The following is a 14756-nucleotide window of genomic DNA, read 5'->3' on the forward strand; positions in this document are numbered from 1 at the left end:
CGGACCGATCAAACTCATATTTGCCGAAAGATCGCTTCGGCAAATATCAGGCTAGCTTCGGCACATCGGACCACGCGTAATTTCGGGCTCCGCGTCACCGGCCTTTCCAACGGCTGACCCCGGCCTTGCCGTGCGTCACCGCAGCCGGAATTCGAGCAAGCACCGCTGATCGGTCAGATCGATCACCGAGTCCAGCACCAGCCCGCGCGGTGCCGCCAGCGCCTCGAACTCGTCGACCCTCCGTTCCCGGATTCGCCGCCGCGATCGCGGCAAGCACGCTCCCCCCGGTCCGCGGAGAACGCAACCGCGACGGTGTCTTACCGCGGGTGTTGCGGGGTTGTCGGCCAGGCGATGTCGTCTACGGCGAGCCAGGATTCGTCGGCGACGGCATGGGGGGTTATGCCGGTGAAGGCGACGATTTCGCGGTGGAGGTGGGATTGGTCGGCGTAGCCGGTCTCGGCCGCGACTCGGGCCGGGTCAGCGCCGGCGGCCAGGCGGTGGACGGCGTGGTCGAAGCGGATCAGGGTGGCGGCGCGTTTGGGTGGGAGTCCGAACTGGGTGTGAAATCGGGACCATAGGCGCTTTCGGGTCCAGCCGATTTCGTCGGCCAGGGCGTCTATGCGCACGAGGCCGTGGCCGGATCGGATGCGACGCCACGCCCAGGTCAGCTCCGGGTCGACCGACGGCCGGCAGGCGCCGCGGTGGGTGAGCAGCGCCTCGACGATGGCGAAACGTTCTGTCCACGAGTGTGTTTCGGCGAGTTGCTCGCGAATCCATCCCGCTTCGCGGCCCCACACTGCGTCCAAGGGCACCACGGAGTCGCTCAGTTCGGGCAGGGACACGCCCAGCATGGATGCCGCGATCAGCGGGGACAAACGTATCTGGACGCATTCGATCTGCTCGCCGCGCACACGGCGGGTGCCGGTGCCGAGGCCGGCGACGAGGCTGCCGTGCCATTGGCCGGCGGCGTCATCGATGAGGGCCGAGCGGGGGCCGAATTCCAGCAGCAGTGTCACGGCGGGATGCGGCAGTGCCAGCTGGTCAACGGGTTTCAGGCCGTGGTCGCGGAATCCGGCCATGCTGACGCCGGGGATCCGGCTGGGCCGCGGCGGGCAGACGACATCCCACACGGGTTCGGGCACAGTGGCGCGCACGACTTCATCGTGAGGGCAGGGGAACATTTGTTCAAGCCGGAGGTATCCGCTGACGGCGACAGTGGGTGCGTGACTATTTCAGCAGTACCCGACAACTACCCCCACGGCGGACGATGCCGCCGGCGCCTTGTCTCCATGGCCGTCGCCGGTGCGATTGTCGTTCTGGGAGGCTCGATGGCGACCATACCGGAGAGCTCCGCTGCCACAAGCGATTCGACGGTGACCGTGGACGGCGAGGGCATGCACGTCAGCCAGGACGGCCCGGGCGATGAGCCCGCGCTCGTCCTGATCCACGGGCTCGGCGCGTCCGCGCATTGGTGGGACCGGATCGTGCCATTGCTGCCCGGCTATCACGTGATCCGCGTCGACCTGCTCGGCCACGGCAGTTCCGACAAACCGGAAGGGGACGACTATTCGATCCCGCAGCAGGGCCATCGAGTCGCCGGTGTACTCGACCAGCTGGGCATCCGGCACGCCATCGTCGTGGGCCACTCCACCGGCGGCGCGGTCGCCACGTCCATCGCCGAACAGCGCCCCGACCTGGTGGTGGCGCTGGCCTTGGTCGACACCGGCCCGAGCATCGCCGACGACACCTCGGAATCCCCCGCCGCCCAACTGCTCACCACCCCGGGCGTCGGCGAGGCGCTCTGGCAGATACGCACCGACGCCCTCCTCCACCAGGCCCTGACCAGCGCCTTCGCCACCGACGACTACCCCATCCCCCAGCAGTTCATCGACGACCTGCGCGGCATGACCTACCACGCCCTCACCGCGACCTCGGCGGCCAGCACCGACTATGTGACCGAACGTCCCATACCGGACCGCCTGTCGCCCCTCGGCAAACCCGTCCTGGTGATCTTCGGCGACCAGGACCGCCGCTGGCGACCCTCCACCTCCACCGCCGAATACCGCACGGTCCCCGGCGCGACAGTGACCACGATCCCGAATGTCGGCCACTCCCCGCTCGTCGAAAACCCACCCCGGACGGCCGACATCCTGTTGTCCTTCGCTGACGGGATACCGCGCCCATCGTGGTGAACACGCACGCAGGCAACTGAACAGACGGAGGCATCGTGGCGGCCGAGGACAGCAAGCGAGCAGCATCGAGCTCTGGCATCGAAGAGAGCCTGCGAGCAACCCTGCGAATGCTCGGCACCATCACTCGCGACGGCACCGCAACCGCCGACGACATGCGAAAAGTCCTGTCCACCCGCGTAACCCGCCAACAGGTACGAGACGCCCTCACGGTCTGCACAGCTTTCAACATCACCGACCGCCTGGCCGACGCTTCGCCTTCGCCTTCGAAATCCTCACCCCCGCAGCCTTCGACGCAGGAGCCAAGTACCTGTCGAAGCGCGGCTACCATCAGCAGCCCGAACCATAATCCGACGGCAACCGCCCCGCCAATCGATCCCGCCAAGTCGAATTCGCATGCACCATAACGACTTTGACTACAACCCTGTCACGGCAGCCGTCTCGCGCCGGACCAGCTGTCCTGGTCGCGGTTACGGTGCTTGGTGGTGCGGTTGTAACGGCGGCCGCTGGGGATCGGTTGGGAGGCGTTGGAGCGGCGCAGGGCGTGACGGTGACGCCAGGCAGTGAGGTCTGGACGTTCGGTGAGGGGTGGCGCGGGGTGCGCGGCGGCGGGTTTCTTCACTGGTCCCCCTGGACGGAGCGTGTTCGTGGACTCGAACACGGTAGGGGGGAAAACGCTTGGGCTCCAGTGAATATTGCTGGGGCCGGGCCGGCGGAGAGTGCCGGATTCGAGGCGGGACGGGGCTCGAAGAGGACTATGGGCTCTCGGGGGCGAGGGTCTGCCGGGTGCCGTTGCCGGGGTAGGGGCCGTAGGTGATGGCGGAGCCGTACTGGGATGGGGCGATGGCGATCGGGGCGGGGCGGTGGCCGCCGAAGGGGAGGTATTCACCGCTGCCCAGGTCGTCGGAGGTACTGAGCGCGGCGAGGAAGAGGACTGTGACCGCGGCGGCCAGGGGTTGGGCGATGAGGGCGGCCCAACCCTCCACGGAGGGAGCGAATTCCACGATGGAGTGGATGGCTGGGTGTGCGGGCCGGGTGTGGAGCCGCTCGGCGACCGCCTCGCCGACCACCTTCACGAGGAGGGCTCCGCCGAGCGAACCGAGGACGATGCCGGAGAGCAGGACGGGGCCGCGGACGCGGCGCCAGCGCCAGGCCGCGGCCGTGCCGAGAACGCCGAGGGCGATGCCGATCAGCACGAAAATGGCGAGAGCGTCGAAGCGGTGCACGCTCTCGCCGGTGAGCGCGGTGCCGCGGTCGGGTTCCACCACCAGCAGCTGCTCGGCGGGAGCGAGGAACGCCCAGGCCACCCCGGCCAGGGCGCTCGCCGCGGCGAAGACGGTGCACACCACCGCCGCCGCGCGCACTTCCCGCCTCAGTATCTCGACGCGTGGCCCGCCCGGCTCGGCGGTGAGTGTGGTCGCCACTAGCGGTGTTCCAGGCTCGTGGAGTCGAGGATGCCGTGGCGGGAGCATTTCGCCCACCAGCCGTCGGGGCTGACCTGCACGATCATGCGGCGACCGCATTGTTCGCAGAAGCGCGGGGGCTCCAAACCCAGTGCGGCTGCGGCGGGTACCGGATCGTCCAGTCCCGGAACCACTCGCTTACCCGTGAACGGGTTGTAGCGCTCCTCGATGTCCACGACCACCTCGATGGATCCTTCGTGTCTCGAACTCGGGCGTGGGGGCGCAGCCCCCGGAACCCTTACCGTATGGGACGAGTCCGGGGTCGATGCCCCGTACCCCCTTTTTTTATCTCAGAAGGTTTCGTTGAGTGCCTTGATCGGCATCTCGAGTTCGCCCAGGAGATCCAGGTCGGCCTCGGCGGGGCGGCCCAGGGTGGTCAAGTAGTTGCCGACGATGACGGCGTTGATGCCGCCGAGGATGCCCTGCTTGGCACCCAGGTCGCCGAGGGTGATCTCGCGGCCGCCGGCGAAGCGCAGGATGGTGCGCGGCAGGGCCAGGCGGAAGGCGGCGACGGCGCGCAGGGCGTCGGCGGCGGGCAGCACCTCGAGGTCGCCGAAGGGGGTGCCGGGGCGCGGGTTGAGGAAGTTCAACGGCACCTCGTCGGGCTCCAGCTCGGCCAGCTGCGCCGCGAATTCGGCACGCTGCTCCAGGGTTTCGCCCATGCCGAGGATGCCGCCGCAGCACACCTCCATGCCGGCCTCGCGGACCATGCGCAGGGTGTCCCAGCGCTCCTCCCAGGTGTGGGTGGTGACCACGTTCGGGAAGTGCGACCTCGAGGTCTCCAGGTTGTGGTTGTAGCGGTGCACGCCCATGGCGGCCAGCTGATCCACCTGCTCCTGGTTCAGCATGCCGAGCGAGCAGGCGACCTGGATGTCGACCTCGTTGCGGATGGCCTCCACGCCGGCGGCGACCTGCGCCATGAGCCGCTCGTCCGGACCGCGCACCGCGGCCACGATGCAGAACTCGGTCGCCCCGGTCTTGGCGGTCTGCTTGGCGGCCTCCACCAGCGAGGGGATGTCGAGCCAGGCCGCGCGCACCGGGGACTGGAAAAGGCCGGACTGCGAACAGAAGTGGCAGTCCTCCGGGCAGCCGCCGGTCTTGAGCGAGATGATGCCCTCGACCTCGACCTCCGGGCCGCACCACTTCATGCGCACGTCGTGCGCCAGGCCGAGCAGCTCCTCGAGCCGGTCGTCGCCGAGCTTCAAGACCTCGAGGGTCTGGTCCTGGGTCAGGCCGACGCCGCGCTCGAGCACTTGCTCGCGGGCGATGGCGAGAATGTCATCGCCTGCTGCGGTAACAGCTTCGGTGGTGACGGCTGCCTGGGTCATTGCGCGCGAGTCCCTTCTGACGGCCGATGTGGCGGCCGAGCAACTTGAACGGTGTTCAGGGTAGGCTAGCAGTCCGATACGTGAGCCGGAACACGAGAGGGTCGGGTTTTTTCAGTGCAACTCCATCGCACGGATGTGGTCGACGGGGCCATCGCCATTCTCGACCAGTACGGACTGGCGGATCTGACCATGCGCCGCCTGGCCACCTCGCTGCACGTCCAGCCCGGCGCACTGTACTGGCACTTCCCCAACAAGCAGGCGTTGCTCGGCGCGGTCGCCGACCGGATTCTCGCCCCCATGGACGAGCCGGTCCGGGCCGACGAATGGTCCGAGCAGATGACCGAATTGGCGCACCGGCTGCGCGAGTGCCTGCTCGCCTATCGCGACGGCGCCGAATTGGTCTCGGCCACTTACGCTTCCCGCCTCACCACCAGCAAGGGCCGGGAACGCTTGGCCAGCGCCGCGATTCGCGCCGGCATGACGCGCGAGGAGGCCGAACTCGCCGCCTACACGCTGCTGTACTACGTGCTCGGCCAGACGGTCGACGAGCAGTCGCGCATCCAGATGGATTCCGCGGGCGCGCTGACCGAGGAGAACTCACCGCTCTACGACATGCCCGACGCCACCGCCCGTTTCGACTTCGGCCTGCAACTGTTCGTCAGCGGCGTCCGCCACCTCCTGGGCGCCCGCATCCGCTGACCGGCCCGGCGCCCGGAGACGTCCGAACGGTCGAGTCCGCGCGGCCATGGTCGGTGGCCAGGTGGGGATCCGGAGTGGTCGCGCCACCGCTAGCGCTGAATCTGGTGCCGCCCTCGACAATTCACCCACCTCCGATTCCGACGACGCGGTGCGCTGTCGGGCCCGGCTACCGCGGGACCGAGATCGCGATGACCTCGTCCGCCAGCACCTGCCGTACGAACGGCACCACCTGCTGTTCGATGACCGTGTTGTACTCTCCCGGCCGCTCGATCGGGTTGGCATGCGCCGTGGTTCGCATGGTCACCACCAGGAGCGTCCCGTTCACGCCACCCACCTGATCGATCAGTACGTTGTGCGAGTACTCCACATCCACGATGGGATCGTCGTAGGGGTTGTGCGGCCGCATGAACACGACGGCCGGACGTGGTTTGCCCGCAGCGGGTTTGGACAGCGCCCGCAGATCGTCGAGTGCGCCACCCGCCACAATGGCCTTGAACTGCGCCTCGATCAGGCCGTTGCTGGCGGCATCGGTGTTCAGGATCTTGTCGCGCAGTACATCTTTCACGGCGGCACGGAATTCGTTGCCGCGGATGATGTAGCGGCCGCCGACGAAACGGTCATGGCGCGCATAGGTTTCCACGATCAGCCGCAATATCCGGCTTTCGCGCGCGCCGGGCACCCAGCCCATCCAGCGCAGCATTTCCTCGCCCTGGTCGCGACTCTCGGGCCGTACCGCGTTCAGGTCGATGGGCGTGCAATCGAGGAGCACCGCCCGCACCCTCTTCCTGCTGTCCAGGTGCAGGTGCTTGGCGATCTCCAGCGCGATGACCCCGCCCATGCTGTGCCCGGTCAGCACCACGTTCGGCACCTTGGCGGCGTCGGTGACCTTCACGATCAGATCCGAGATGACCTTGGTGTCGATACCGCTGTTGTCATATCGCACCGCCCACACCGACCCCAGCCGCGTCAGCGACGGCAGCGCCCGGGCGGTGTCACTGGCATCGAGCACGCCGAGCCCGACCAGGTCGAAGACCGCGGTGTCGGTCGCCCGCAGATCCGACGGCCCCGCGATGGGCAGCACCGCCGGTTCGGTGCGCGCCAGCCGAGTCTGCTCCGGCAGCACGTCCAATCCCATGTATTCGGCGAAGGCGCCCAACGCGATCAGCGGAACCAGGCTCAGCCGCAGGACCAGCAGCCGGGTCCGCCGCCACCGCCCCCATCCGGCGCCGAGCCGGGTCGCGCGCAACCGCGCACGACGCCGCCGATCGTCGTAATCGGCGGCACCGGACGGACTCGGAAAGCCCGGCAACGCCATACCAATCAACTGTACGAATTTCCGGCTCGTCATCCAGGCTTGTGCTGCCGGTCATCTCCTGGTACGGCACAGGTCATCTCGATGGGCGGCAGTGATCACGCCGGAACGGCCGCGAAACGAGACCGGCGCCGGAGGGTGCCGGTGCGGCGGCATCAGTGTTCGGCGGTGTGTTCGGTGTGTTCCGCGAGTTTGGCCAGCGCCATGCGGAATCCGATCTCGTTCTCGTCGGGCGACAATCCCGGCGGCAGGTTCTCGTGGCAGGCGGTCACGCGAGTGCCGCCCGGTGCGTCGTCGAGGGTGTAGGTCACCGTCATCTCGCCGCGCAGTTCCGGGTCGTCCGTTTCGAATTCGACGATCTGCACCACCTCGCGATCGGGCACGACCCGGGCGAAGACACCGTGGAAGGTATCGGTGTGCGCGGTCGTCTTCCCCGCCCCGGTGGGCAGGTCGTAGGTCAGCGAGATCCGGAATCGCCCGCCGACGCGGGGATCGAACTCATGGACGCGGCTGCTCATGCCGTCGGGAACCATCCACGTGCGCACCGAATGCGCATCCAGGAGCGCCCGGAAGACATTCGGACGCGGGGCACCGACGAACTTCTCGACTCGAGTGGAAGGCACGGCGCCACCCTACGCTCGACGTGACGAAGATCACGACACCATCCCCGCCGGGTCACTCGAGGAGTCCACGGGCGCGCTGCCACGCCCGTTCGGATCGCGGACCGCAATCGCGGCGGCACAGGGTCCACTCACCAGATCGTCGTCCCCCGCGCACCGCTCACGGCCGCAGATACCGACCGGTCCAGCCCGTCTCGAACCAGGTCGGCGCGGCGACGGCGAACTCGGCCCGGCCCCACGTGCCCGCACCCGCCGGAACGGAACCGACCAGCTCCACCCCGGTCACCGCGGGCAGATCGGTTCGATTGCACTCCGACGCCAGGTCCGGTGCGGCAGGCCAGGATCCGATCACCAGGCCCGCGCACTCGATGCCCGCACCGGCCAGCGCGCGCGTGGTGAGCTCGCTGTGGTTGAGGGTCCCCAGCCCCGCGGCCGCGACCAGCAGCACCGGCGCGCCCATCTTCTGCGCCAGATCCAGCAGGGTGAACTCCCCCATCCGAACGAGCAGCCCGCCCGCTCCTTCGACCAGGACGAGGTCGGCGTCCGCGCAGGATTCGATCCCGGTGACCGTCTCCGCCAGCGTGAGCAGCGGCTCTCCGCAGCGGCGCGCGGCGGTGTCGGGAGCCAGCGGCTCGGGATAGCGGGCCAGTTCGAGTGTGCGGGTCACCCCGCTCAGCCGTGTGATCTCCGCCAGGTCGCCCGGCTCCCCCGAGGCCATGCCGGTCTGCGCCGGCTTGCACACCGCGACCTCGATTCCGGCCGCGCGGGCGGTGGCGGCCAGGGCCGCGGTAACGACCGTCTTGCCGACATCGGTGGAGGTGCCGGTAACGAACAGCAGTCTCGGACTCATGCCGAAACCACCTCCCGCCCACGAGCTTCGGCCAGTACCTCGCCGAGAACGGTTGCGATGGTGACCAGTTCCGCCTCGGTGAGATCGGCACGGGCGGTCAGGCGCAGGCGGGAGGTGCCTTCGGGGACCGACGGGGGGCGGAAGCAGCCGACGCTGAGGCCGCGGGCACGGCAGGCCTCGGCGGCGTCGTAGGCTACCTGCGCATCGCCGAGGACGACCGACACGACGGCCGAATCCGGTTGCCCGACACCGGCGATGCGGGCCAGATCGGCGGCCCGATCCAGAACACGCTGCGCCATCGCGGGTTCGCGGCGCAGCAGACGCAACGCCGCGCGGGCCGCGCCGACCACGGCGGGGGCCAGGCCGGTGTCGAAGATGAAGGTGCGGGCGGCGTCGATGAGGTGAGCGCGAACCCGCTCGCTGGCGAGCACCACACCGCCCTGGGCGGCAAGGGCTTTGGACAGTGTCGCGGTGATGATCAGGTCGGGTTCCCCGGCCAGCCCGCACTCGTGTACCAGGCCGCGCCCGCCCTCGCCACGCACGCCCAGGCCGTGCGCCTCGTCCACGATGAGCACCGCCCCGTTCGCGCGGGTGACCCGGTGCAGTTCGATCAGCGGCGCGAGGTCGCCGTCGGCGCTGAACACCGAATCCGTCAAGACCAGTGCACGTTCCTCACCGCGACCGGCCAGCAACCGGTCCACGGCCGCCGGATCACGGTGCGGGGCGATCTCGACGCGCGCCCGCGACAGCCGGCAGGCATCCACCAGCGAAGCGTGGCTGCCAGCATCCGAAACCACCAGTGCCCCACGGCCGGCCAGCGCGGTGACCGCACCCAGATTGGCTGCGTAGCCGGAGGCGAACACCAATCCGGCCTCCGCGCCGACGAATTCGGCGAGCTCGGACTCGAGTTGCTCGTGCTCGGCGGTGGTCCCGGTGACCAGGCGCGAACCGGTCGACCCCGCGCCCCAATACCGGACCGAGGCGATGGCGCCCTCGATCACCTCCGGGTGGCGCGCCAGCCCGAGGTAGTCGTTGGAGGCGAGGTCGATGGTCACCGTGTCGGACGTGCGGGGTCGCAGTTCACGGCGCAGCCCGGCATCGACGCGCTCGGCGGCGCGGGTGTCGAGCCAACTCAAGGGATCGGCAGTCACAGCTCGGAAGCATACTTGAACACCGTTCAGGCGGCCATGGGCATGGGTGGACGGCGCTATGCTGGGAAGTCGTAAGGAGGCTGCGCGATGCCACGATGGGCAATAGTGGTCGAGCAGACGACCGGCTTCGGCGACAACAAGACCTGGAGTCCGAAGATCCTCACCGAGGTGGTGGGAACCCGCGAACAAGCCCTCGCGAAGGTCCCGGACCTCGTTTCGAGATTCACACCCGATCACCCGAGATTGATCAGCCGCCGCACCATCCTGCGCGACGGCGACACCTTCATGCTGATCGCCCGGGGCTGGTCGGACGACTACCACTGCGTATTCAAGGTCTGGGAAGTCCTGTCAGACAGCGACAATTCAGACAAAGTGCGCGAAAGACGGGCCAGTCGCTGAAGGCTCGCGCCGCGCGAGCCGAAAGGGCGACACACCGTCAGCCGATGACCGCGTCGGACCAGCGGACCAGCCGGCTCAGCAAGGCCGAAGCGGTGACGCGAGGGTGGCGGCCCCGGTGAGCACACCGAAGTCCAGCCACGGGTGCGTCCGCGATGGTGTGGATCTGCCCGCACCGTGGGGACCCAGCACCTCATCGCGTTCAAAGGGCGAGATCGTCGACCACGCCGCGGGTGTCGCAGGTATTTCGCCAGGAGCGCGAACCGGTGGTCAGACCGCCGCGGCCGCGCACATGGCGGTGGCGATGCGCGCGACGTCGTCGCGGGTGCTGATGAACGGCGGCATGCAGTAGACGAGATTGCGGAACGGCCGCAGCCAGACGCCGGATTCGACTGCGGCATGGGTGGTTTCGCGCATGTCCACCGGGTGGTCCAGCTCGATGACGCCGATCGCGCCGAGGGTGCGGACGTCGGCGACGCCGGGGAGATCGCGTGCGGGGGCCAGGCCCTCGGCGAGGCCGTCGTGGATTTCGCGGACCTCCCCCTGCCAGTCCCGCGACAACAGCAGTTCGATCGAGGCCACCGCGACCGCGCAGGCGAGAGGATTTCCCATGAAGGTCGGACCATGCATGAGCCCGCCGTGCGAGCGGCTGATGGTCTCGGCGATCTCGGTGGTGCACAGCGCGGCGGCCAGGGTCATGTAGCCGCCGGTGATCGCCTTGCCCACGCACATGACATCCGGGCGGACTCCCGCGTGCTCTGCCGCGAAAAGCGTTCCGGTGCGCCCGAATCCGGTGGCGATCTCGTCGAACACCAGCAGCACGTCGTACTCGTCGCACAGCCTGCGCAGATCGGCCAGATAGCGCGGATCGTGGAAGCGCATGCCGCCCGCGCCCTGCACCACGGGTTCCACGATGACCGCGGCCAATTCGTGGGCGTGCGCGGCGATGGTTTGCTCCAGCTCCGAAACATATCGCGGCTCATAGCCTTCCGGCGGCGGGCCCGCGAAGATCTGCGGGACCAGCACATCCGTCCACAGCGAGTGCATGCCGCCCTCGGGATCGCACACACTCATGGGCGTGAAGGTGTCGCCGTGGTAGCCGCCGCGCCAGGTCATCAGCCGGTGCTTCGCGGGACGCCCCAGAGCCCGCTGGTACTGCAGGCACATCTTCACCGCGACCTCCACCGACACCGAGCCGGAGTCGCAGAGGAAGACCTTGTCCAGCCCCTCGGGCGTGAGCTCGACCAGCAGCTGCGACACTCGCACCGCCGGCTCATGGGTGAGCCCGCCGAACATCACGTGGCTCATCTTCCGCGACTGCGCCAGCAGCGCCGCGTCCAGCACCGGGTGTTGATACCCGTGCACGGCGGCCCACCAGGAGCTCATGCCGTCCACCACTTCCCGGCCGTCGGCAAGGGTGAGCCGGGTGCCGGACGCGGAGGCGACCACCAGCGGTTCGGTGGTGGCCGGGAAGCCGCCGTAAGGATGCCACACGTGGGCGGCGTCGATGGCGGTGATCTCGCCGGAGGTCAATGCCACAGTAAGTCCTTCGAGGAGCGCGCTTGAACGGTGTTCAAGTTACCACGAACCGGTGCACCCACCAGCACCTCGCCGTATTCTTTGACTCAGTCAAAGGATTGGAGCTGGTATGGCAGTCGAGACGGCCGAGCGCCCGGTCGAGGCGCGACACATTGCCGCCGTGCGCGCCTTCAACCGGCGCTACACCCGCATCATCGGTGTCCTGCAGGGCGGGATGGTGGGCACCGAGCACTCGCTCACCGAGGGCCGGATCCTGTTCGAGCTGGCCCACTTCGGGGCCACCGAGGTGGCGGATCTTCGGTTGGCGCTGGAGCTGGACGCCGGATATCTGAGCCGCATCCTGGCCAAGTTCGAGGAACGCGGTCTGGTGGCCCGCCGGAGATCGGAGGCCGACGGGCGACGGCAGGTGGTGGAGTTGACCGAGGCGGGCCGCACCGCGTTCACCGTCCTGGACCAGCGCACCCAGCAGCAGATAGGGAATCTGCTGATCCCGCACTCCCCCCTCGTGCGGACGCGGCTGGTCGGCGCCATGCGAACCATCGAGCAGATCCTCGACTCCGAGGCCGAACCGAATCCGGCCGGGGTCGTCCTGCGCGAACCCCGGCCCGGCGACCATGGCTGGGTCATCCAGCGCAATGCCGTGCTCTACGCCGAGGAGTTCGGGTGGAACGGCGAGTACGAGGCACTGGTCGCCAAAATCGTCGCCGACTGGCTGAATTCCCATGACCCGCAACGGGAACGGGCCTGGATCGCCGAATACGGGGGCGCACCGGTCGGCTGCGTCTACTGCATGCGCGCGGACGATGCCACCGCCCGGCTGCGACTGCTGCTGGTCGAGCCGTCCGCGCGCGGGCTCGGCGTGGGCAGCGCCCTGGTCGACGAATGCCTGCGCTTCGCCGCCGAGGCCGGATACACCGAGATGGTGCTGTGGACCAATAGCGTGCTCGATTCCGCGCGCCACATCTACCAGCGCGCCGGATTCGAACTGGTGGAGTCGAATCCGCACCATAGTTTCGGCGTGGATCTGGTCGGGCAGACCTGGCGGCGGGGACTCGGTCGGGAGGAGGATCCGGCCCGCTAGGGTCTTGGATCATGGCTCCCGCGACTCCCGACACCACCGCGCTCGGTGTCTGGCCGGGGACCGCCTATCCGCTGGGCGCGACCTACGACGGGGCCGGGACGAACTTCTCGGTGTTCTCCGAAGCGGCCCGCCGGGTGGAGCTGTGCCTGATCGACGCCGGCCATCGCGAGACCCGGATACCGCTCGACGAGGTGGACGGATACGTCTGGCACGCCTATCTGCCCGGGATCGGGCCGGGACAGCGGTACGGTTTCCGGGTATATGGGAGTTTCGACCCGACAAAGGGGCTGCGCTGCGATCCCAGCAAGCTGCTGCTCGATCCGTACGGCAAGGCGTTCGAGGGCGATTTCGGGGCCGACTCCGCGCCCTACAACTTCGGGCAGAATTCCCTCGGGCACACCATGACCGGGGTGGTCATCAATCCGTATTTCGACTGGGCCGACGACCGACCGCCGCGCCGGCCGTATCACGAGACGGTCATCTATGAGGCCCACGTGAAGGGCATGACCGTCACCCATCCGGCGGTGCCGCCGGAATTGCGCGGCACCTTCGCCGGCATGGCGCACCCGGCGATCATCGAGCATCTGCTGGGACTGGGCGTGACGGCCGTGGAGCTCATGCCGGTGCACCAGTTCCTCGACGATCGCATCCTGCTGGATCGGGGACTGCGGAATTACTGGGGCTACAACAGTTTCGGCTATTTCGCGCCGCATCGCGGCTATGCCGCGGGCTCCTCTCCCGCCGCGGCGGTCACCGAATTCAAAACCATGGTGCGCGCCTTCCACGCCGCCGGGATAGAGGTGATCCTCGACGTGGTCTACAACCACACCGCCGAGGCAAATGAATTCGGGCCGACCATCAGCTTCCGAGGTATCGACAATGCCGCGTATTACCGTCTGGTGGACGATGATCCGCAGCACTACATGGATTACACCGGCACCGGCAACAGCTTCAATATGCGTCACCCGCACGCCTTGCAGCTGATCATGGATTCGCTGCGCTACTGGATCCTCGACATGCATGTGGACGGGTTCCGCTTCGACCTGGCCGCCACCCTTGCCCGCGAATTGCACGATGTGGACCGGCTTTCCACCTTCTTCGACCTGGTCCACCAGGATCCGGTGGTGAGCCAGGTCAAGCTCATCGCCGAGCCCTGGGATGTCGGAGAGGGCGGGTATCAGGTCGGCAATTTCCCGGTGGCCTGGACGGAATGGAACGGCAAATACCGGGACACCGTGCGAGATTACTGGCGCGGACGGCCCGCGACGCTGGGCGAGTTCGCCTCCCGGCTCACCGGGTCCTCGGATCTCTATGAGACGACCGGGCGACGACCCAGCGCCAGCATCAATTTCGTCACCGCGCACGACGGGTTCACCCTCTCGGATCTCGTGTCCTACAACGAGAAACACAATGAAGCCAATGGCGAGGACAATCACGACGGCGAGGACTACAACCGCTCCTGGAACTGCGGCATCGAGGGCCCGACCGAGGACCCCGAAATACTGGACCTGCGCCGCCGGCAGTCCCGCAATCTGCTCGCCACCCTGATGCTCTCGCAGGGCACACCGATGCTGCTGCACGGCGACGAATTCGGCCGCACCCAGCAAGGCAACAACAATGCCTACTGTCAGGATTCACCGCTGTCGTGGATGGACTGGACGTTCATGGACACCAATGCCGATCTGCTCGAATTCACCAGGCGCGCCGTGGCTCTGCGCGCCGCGCACCCGGTATTCCGGCGGCGCCGCTTCTTCGATCCGGCGCCGGAGCCTGACGACCTCGGCGATATCGCCTGGTTCACCCCCGGCGGCGCGCCCATGACCGATGCCGACTGGGAGACCGGGTTCGCCCGCTCGCTCGCGGTATTCCTCAATGGCGACGGCATTCACGAGCCCGGCCCGCGCGGGGAGCGCATTGCCGACGACTCGTTCCTGCTGTGCTTCAACGCGCACGACCAAACGCTCGACTTCACCCTCCCCGACCGCCGGCACGGCGATGCCTGGTCGGTCGCCCTGGACTGCTCCGCGCCCACCGGCCGCCCGGCCGCCGACCCCGTCCTCCCGGCCTGCTCCACCGTCCAAGTGCCCGCACGCTGTCTGCTCGTGCTGCGCCGTACGGCATGATCGAT

Annotated in this window: 17 protein-coding genes; 6 read left to right on the top strand and 11 right to left on the bottom strand. The window is 68.2% G+C overall.

Features of this window, described 5'->3' with window-relative positions:
- Positions 1–135: 135 nt before the first annotated feature.
- Positions 136–273, bottom strand: a complete 138-nt coding sequence (locus GLP40_RS14335; protein WP_196054664.1) for a hypothetical protein — start codon at positions 271–273, stop codon at positions 136–138.
- A gap of 44 nt (positions 274–317) precedes the next feature.
- On the bottom strand, positions 318–1154 hold the full coding sequence (locus GLP40_RS34820; protein WP_328290148.1) for an AraC family transcriptional regulator: 837 nt from the start codon (positions 1152–1154) through the stop codon (positions 318–320).
- 174 nt (positions 1155–1328) lie between these two features.
- Here GLP40_RS34820 and GLP40_RS14345 point away from each other — a divergent pair, with 174 nt between their 5' ends.
- A complete protein-coding gene (locus GLP40_RS14345) occupies positions 1329–2192 on the top strand; it encodes an alpha/beta fold hydrolase (protein WP_328290149.1) in 864 nt (287 codons plus the stop codon).
- A gap of 35 nt (positions 2193–2227) precedes the next feature.
- Positions 2228–2596: a hypothetical protein gene (locus GLP40_RS14350; RefSeq protein ID WP_154788396.1), complete on the top strand. Its 369-nt coding sequence runs from the start codon at positions 2228–2230 to the stop codon at positions 2594–2596.
- Positions 2597–2616: 20 nt separating this feature from the next.
- Here GLP40_RS14350 and GLP40_RS14355 read toward each other — a convergent pair whose 3' ends face one another.
- The 4 genes from GLP40_RS14355 to bioB all read right to left on the bottom strand — a co-directional run bounded on the left by GLP40_RS14355 (position 2617) and on the right by bioB (position 4980).
- Positions 2617–2811 carry a hypothetical protein gene (locus GLP40_RS14355; RefSeq protein WP_154788397.1) on the bottom strand — a complete coding sequence of 65 codons (195 nt, stop codon included), beginning with the start codon at positions 2809–2811 and terminating at the stop codon, positions 2617–2619.
- 133 nt (positions 2812–2944) lie between these two features.
- Positions 2945–3613: a DUF2567 domain-containing protein gene (locus tag GLP40_RS14360; RefSeq protein WP_196054665.1), complete on the bottom strand. Its 669-nt coding sequence runs from the start codon at positions 3611–3613 to the stop codon at positions 2945–2947.
- Entirely contained in the window at positions 3613–3828 is a 216-nt protein-coding gene (gene bsaP, locus GLP40_RS14365; protein WP_328290212.1) for a biotin synthase auxiliary protein BsaP, read from the bottom strand. The genes GLP40_RS14360 and bsaP overlap by 1 nt, the downstream gene beginning before the upstream one ends.
- Before the next feature lie 114 nt (positions 3829–3942).
- Positions 3943–4980 (bottom strand): biotin synthase BioB, encoded by a 1038-nt coding sequence (bioB, locus tag GLP40_RS14370; RefSeq protein WP_154788400.1) that lies wholly within the window; start codon positions 4978–4980, stop codon positions 3943–3945.
- Positions 4981–5094: 114 nt separating this feature from the next.
- Here bioB and GLP40_RS14375 point away from each other — a divergent pair, with 114 nt between their 5' ends.
- Positions 5095–5679: a TetR/AcrR family transcriptional regulator C-terminal domain-containing protein gene (locus tag GLP40_RS14375; RefSeq protein WP_328290150.1), complete on the top strand. Its 585-nt coding sequence runs from the start codon at positions 5095–5097 to the stop codon at positions 5677–5679.
- A 166-nt stretch (positions 5680–5845) separates the two neighbouring features.
- On the opposite strand, the gene GLP40_RS14380 is transcribed toward GLP40_RS14375, so the two are convergent.
- From GLP40_RS14380 to GLP40_RS14395, 4 genes are all read right to left on the bottom strand, one after another.
- A complete protein-coding gene (locus tag GLP40_RS14380; protein ID WP_154788401.1) occupies positions 5846–6994 on the bottom strand; it encodes an alpha/beta fold hydrolase in 1149 nt (382 codons plus the stop codon).
- Positions 6995–7146: 152 nt separating this feature from the next.
- The gene (locus GLP40_RS14385) at positions 7147–7614 is read right to left on the bottom strand and encodes an SRPBCC domain-containing protein (RefSeq protein WP_328290151.1); all 468 of its coding nucleotides are present in this window, start codon (positions 7612–7614) and stop codon (positions 7147–7149) included.
- A gap of 157 nt (positions 7615–7771) precedes the next feature.
- Positions 7772–8461 carry a dethiobiotin synthase gene (bioD, locus tag GLP40_RS14390; protein ID WP_154788402.1) on the bottom strand — a complete coding sequence of 230 codons (690 nt, stop codon included), beginning with the start codon at positions 8459–8461 and terminating at the stop codon, positions 7772–7774.
- Complete coding sequence (locus GLP40_RS14395) at positions 8458–9612, bottom strand: 8-amino-7-oxononanoate synthase (protein ID WP_328290152.1); 1155 nt, start codon at positions 9610–9612, stop codon at positions 8458–8460. Before GLP40_RS14395 ends, bioD begins: the two co-directional genes overlap by 4 nt.
- 105 nt (positions 9613–9717) lie before the next feature.
- On the opposite strand from GLP40_RS14395, the gene GLP40_RS14400 reads away from it, so the two are divergent.
- Complete coding sequence (locus GLP40_RS14400) at positions 9718–10011, top strand: hypothetical protein (protein ID WP_230329571.1); 294 nt, start codon at positions 9718–9720, stop codon at positions 10009–10011.
- A gap of 267 nt (positions 10012–10278) precedes the next feature.
- Here GLP40_RS14400 and GLP40_RS14405 read toward each other — a convergent pair whose 3' ends face one another.
- Positions 10279–11547, bottom strand: coding sequence for an adenosylmethionine--8-amino-7-oxononanoate transaminase (locus GLP40_RS14405; protein ID WP_328290153.1), 1269 nt, complete (start codon positions 11545–11547; stop codon positions 10279–10281).
- Between the two features lie 109 nt (positions 11548–11656).
- Between GLP40_RS14405 and GLP40_RS14410 the strand changes: the two genes are divergently transcribed.
- Both GLP40_RS14410 and glgX read left to right on the top strand, forming a co-directional pair.
- Complete coding sequence (locus GLP40_RS14410; RefSeq protein WP_154788404.1) at positions 11657–12628, top strand: bifunctional helix-turn-helix transcriptional regulator/GNAT family N-acetyltransferase; 972 nt, start codon at positions 11657–11659, stop codon at positions 12626–12628.
- Positions 12629–12639: 11 nt separating this feature from the next.
- A complete protein-coding gene (glgX, locus tag GLP40_RS14415) occupies positions 12640–14751 on the top strand; it encodes a glycogen debranching protein GlgX (protein ID WP_154788405.1) in 2112 nt (703 codons plus the stop codon).
- Positions 14752–14756 lie beyond the last annotated feature (5 nt).

Origin of the sequence: Nocardia aurantiaca (assembly GCF_009708175.1) — a bacterium.
Classification (GTDB): Bacteria; Actinomycetota; Actinomycetes; order Mycobacteriales; family Mycobacteriaceae; genus Nocardia; species Nocardia aurantiaca.

What these genes read in the sequence shown, in the direction of transcription:
- GLP40_RS14345 (WP_328290149.1), top strand. Translation starts at nt 1,329, where the DNA reads ATGGCGACCATACCGGAGAGCTCCGCTGCCACAAGCGATTCGACGGTG.
- bioB (WP_154788400.1), bottom strand. Translation starts at nt 4,980, where the DNA reads ATGACCCAGGCAGCCGTCACCACCGAAGCTGTTACCGCAGCAGGCGAT.
- GLP40_RS14380 (WP_154788401.1), bottom strand. Translation starts at nt 6,994, where the DNA reads ATGGCGTTGCCGGGCTTTCCGAGTCCGTCCGGTGCCGCCGATTACGAC.
- bioD (WP_154788402.1), bottom strand. Translation starts at nt 8,461, where the DNA reads ATGAGTCCGAGACTGCTGTTCGTTACCGGCACCTCCACCGATGTCGGC.
- GLP40_RS14410 (WP_154788404.1), top strand. Translation starts at nt 11,657, where the DNA reads ATGGCAGTCGAGACGGCCGAGCGCCCGGTCGAGGCGCGACACATTGCC.
- glgX (WP_154788405.1), top strand. Translation starts at nt 12,640, where the DNA reads ATGGCTCCCGCGACTCCCGACACCACCGCGCTCGGTGTCTGGCCGGGG.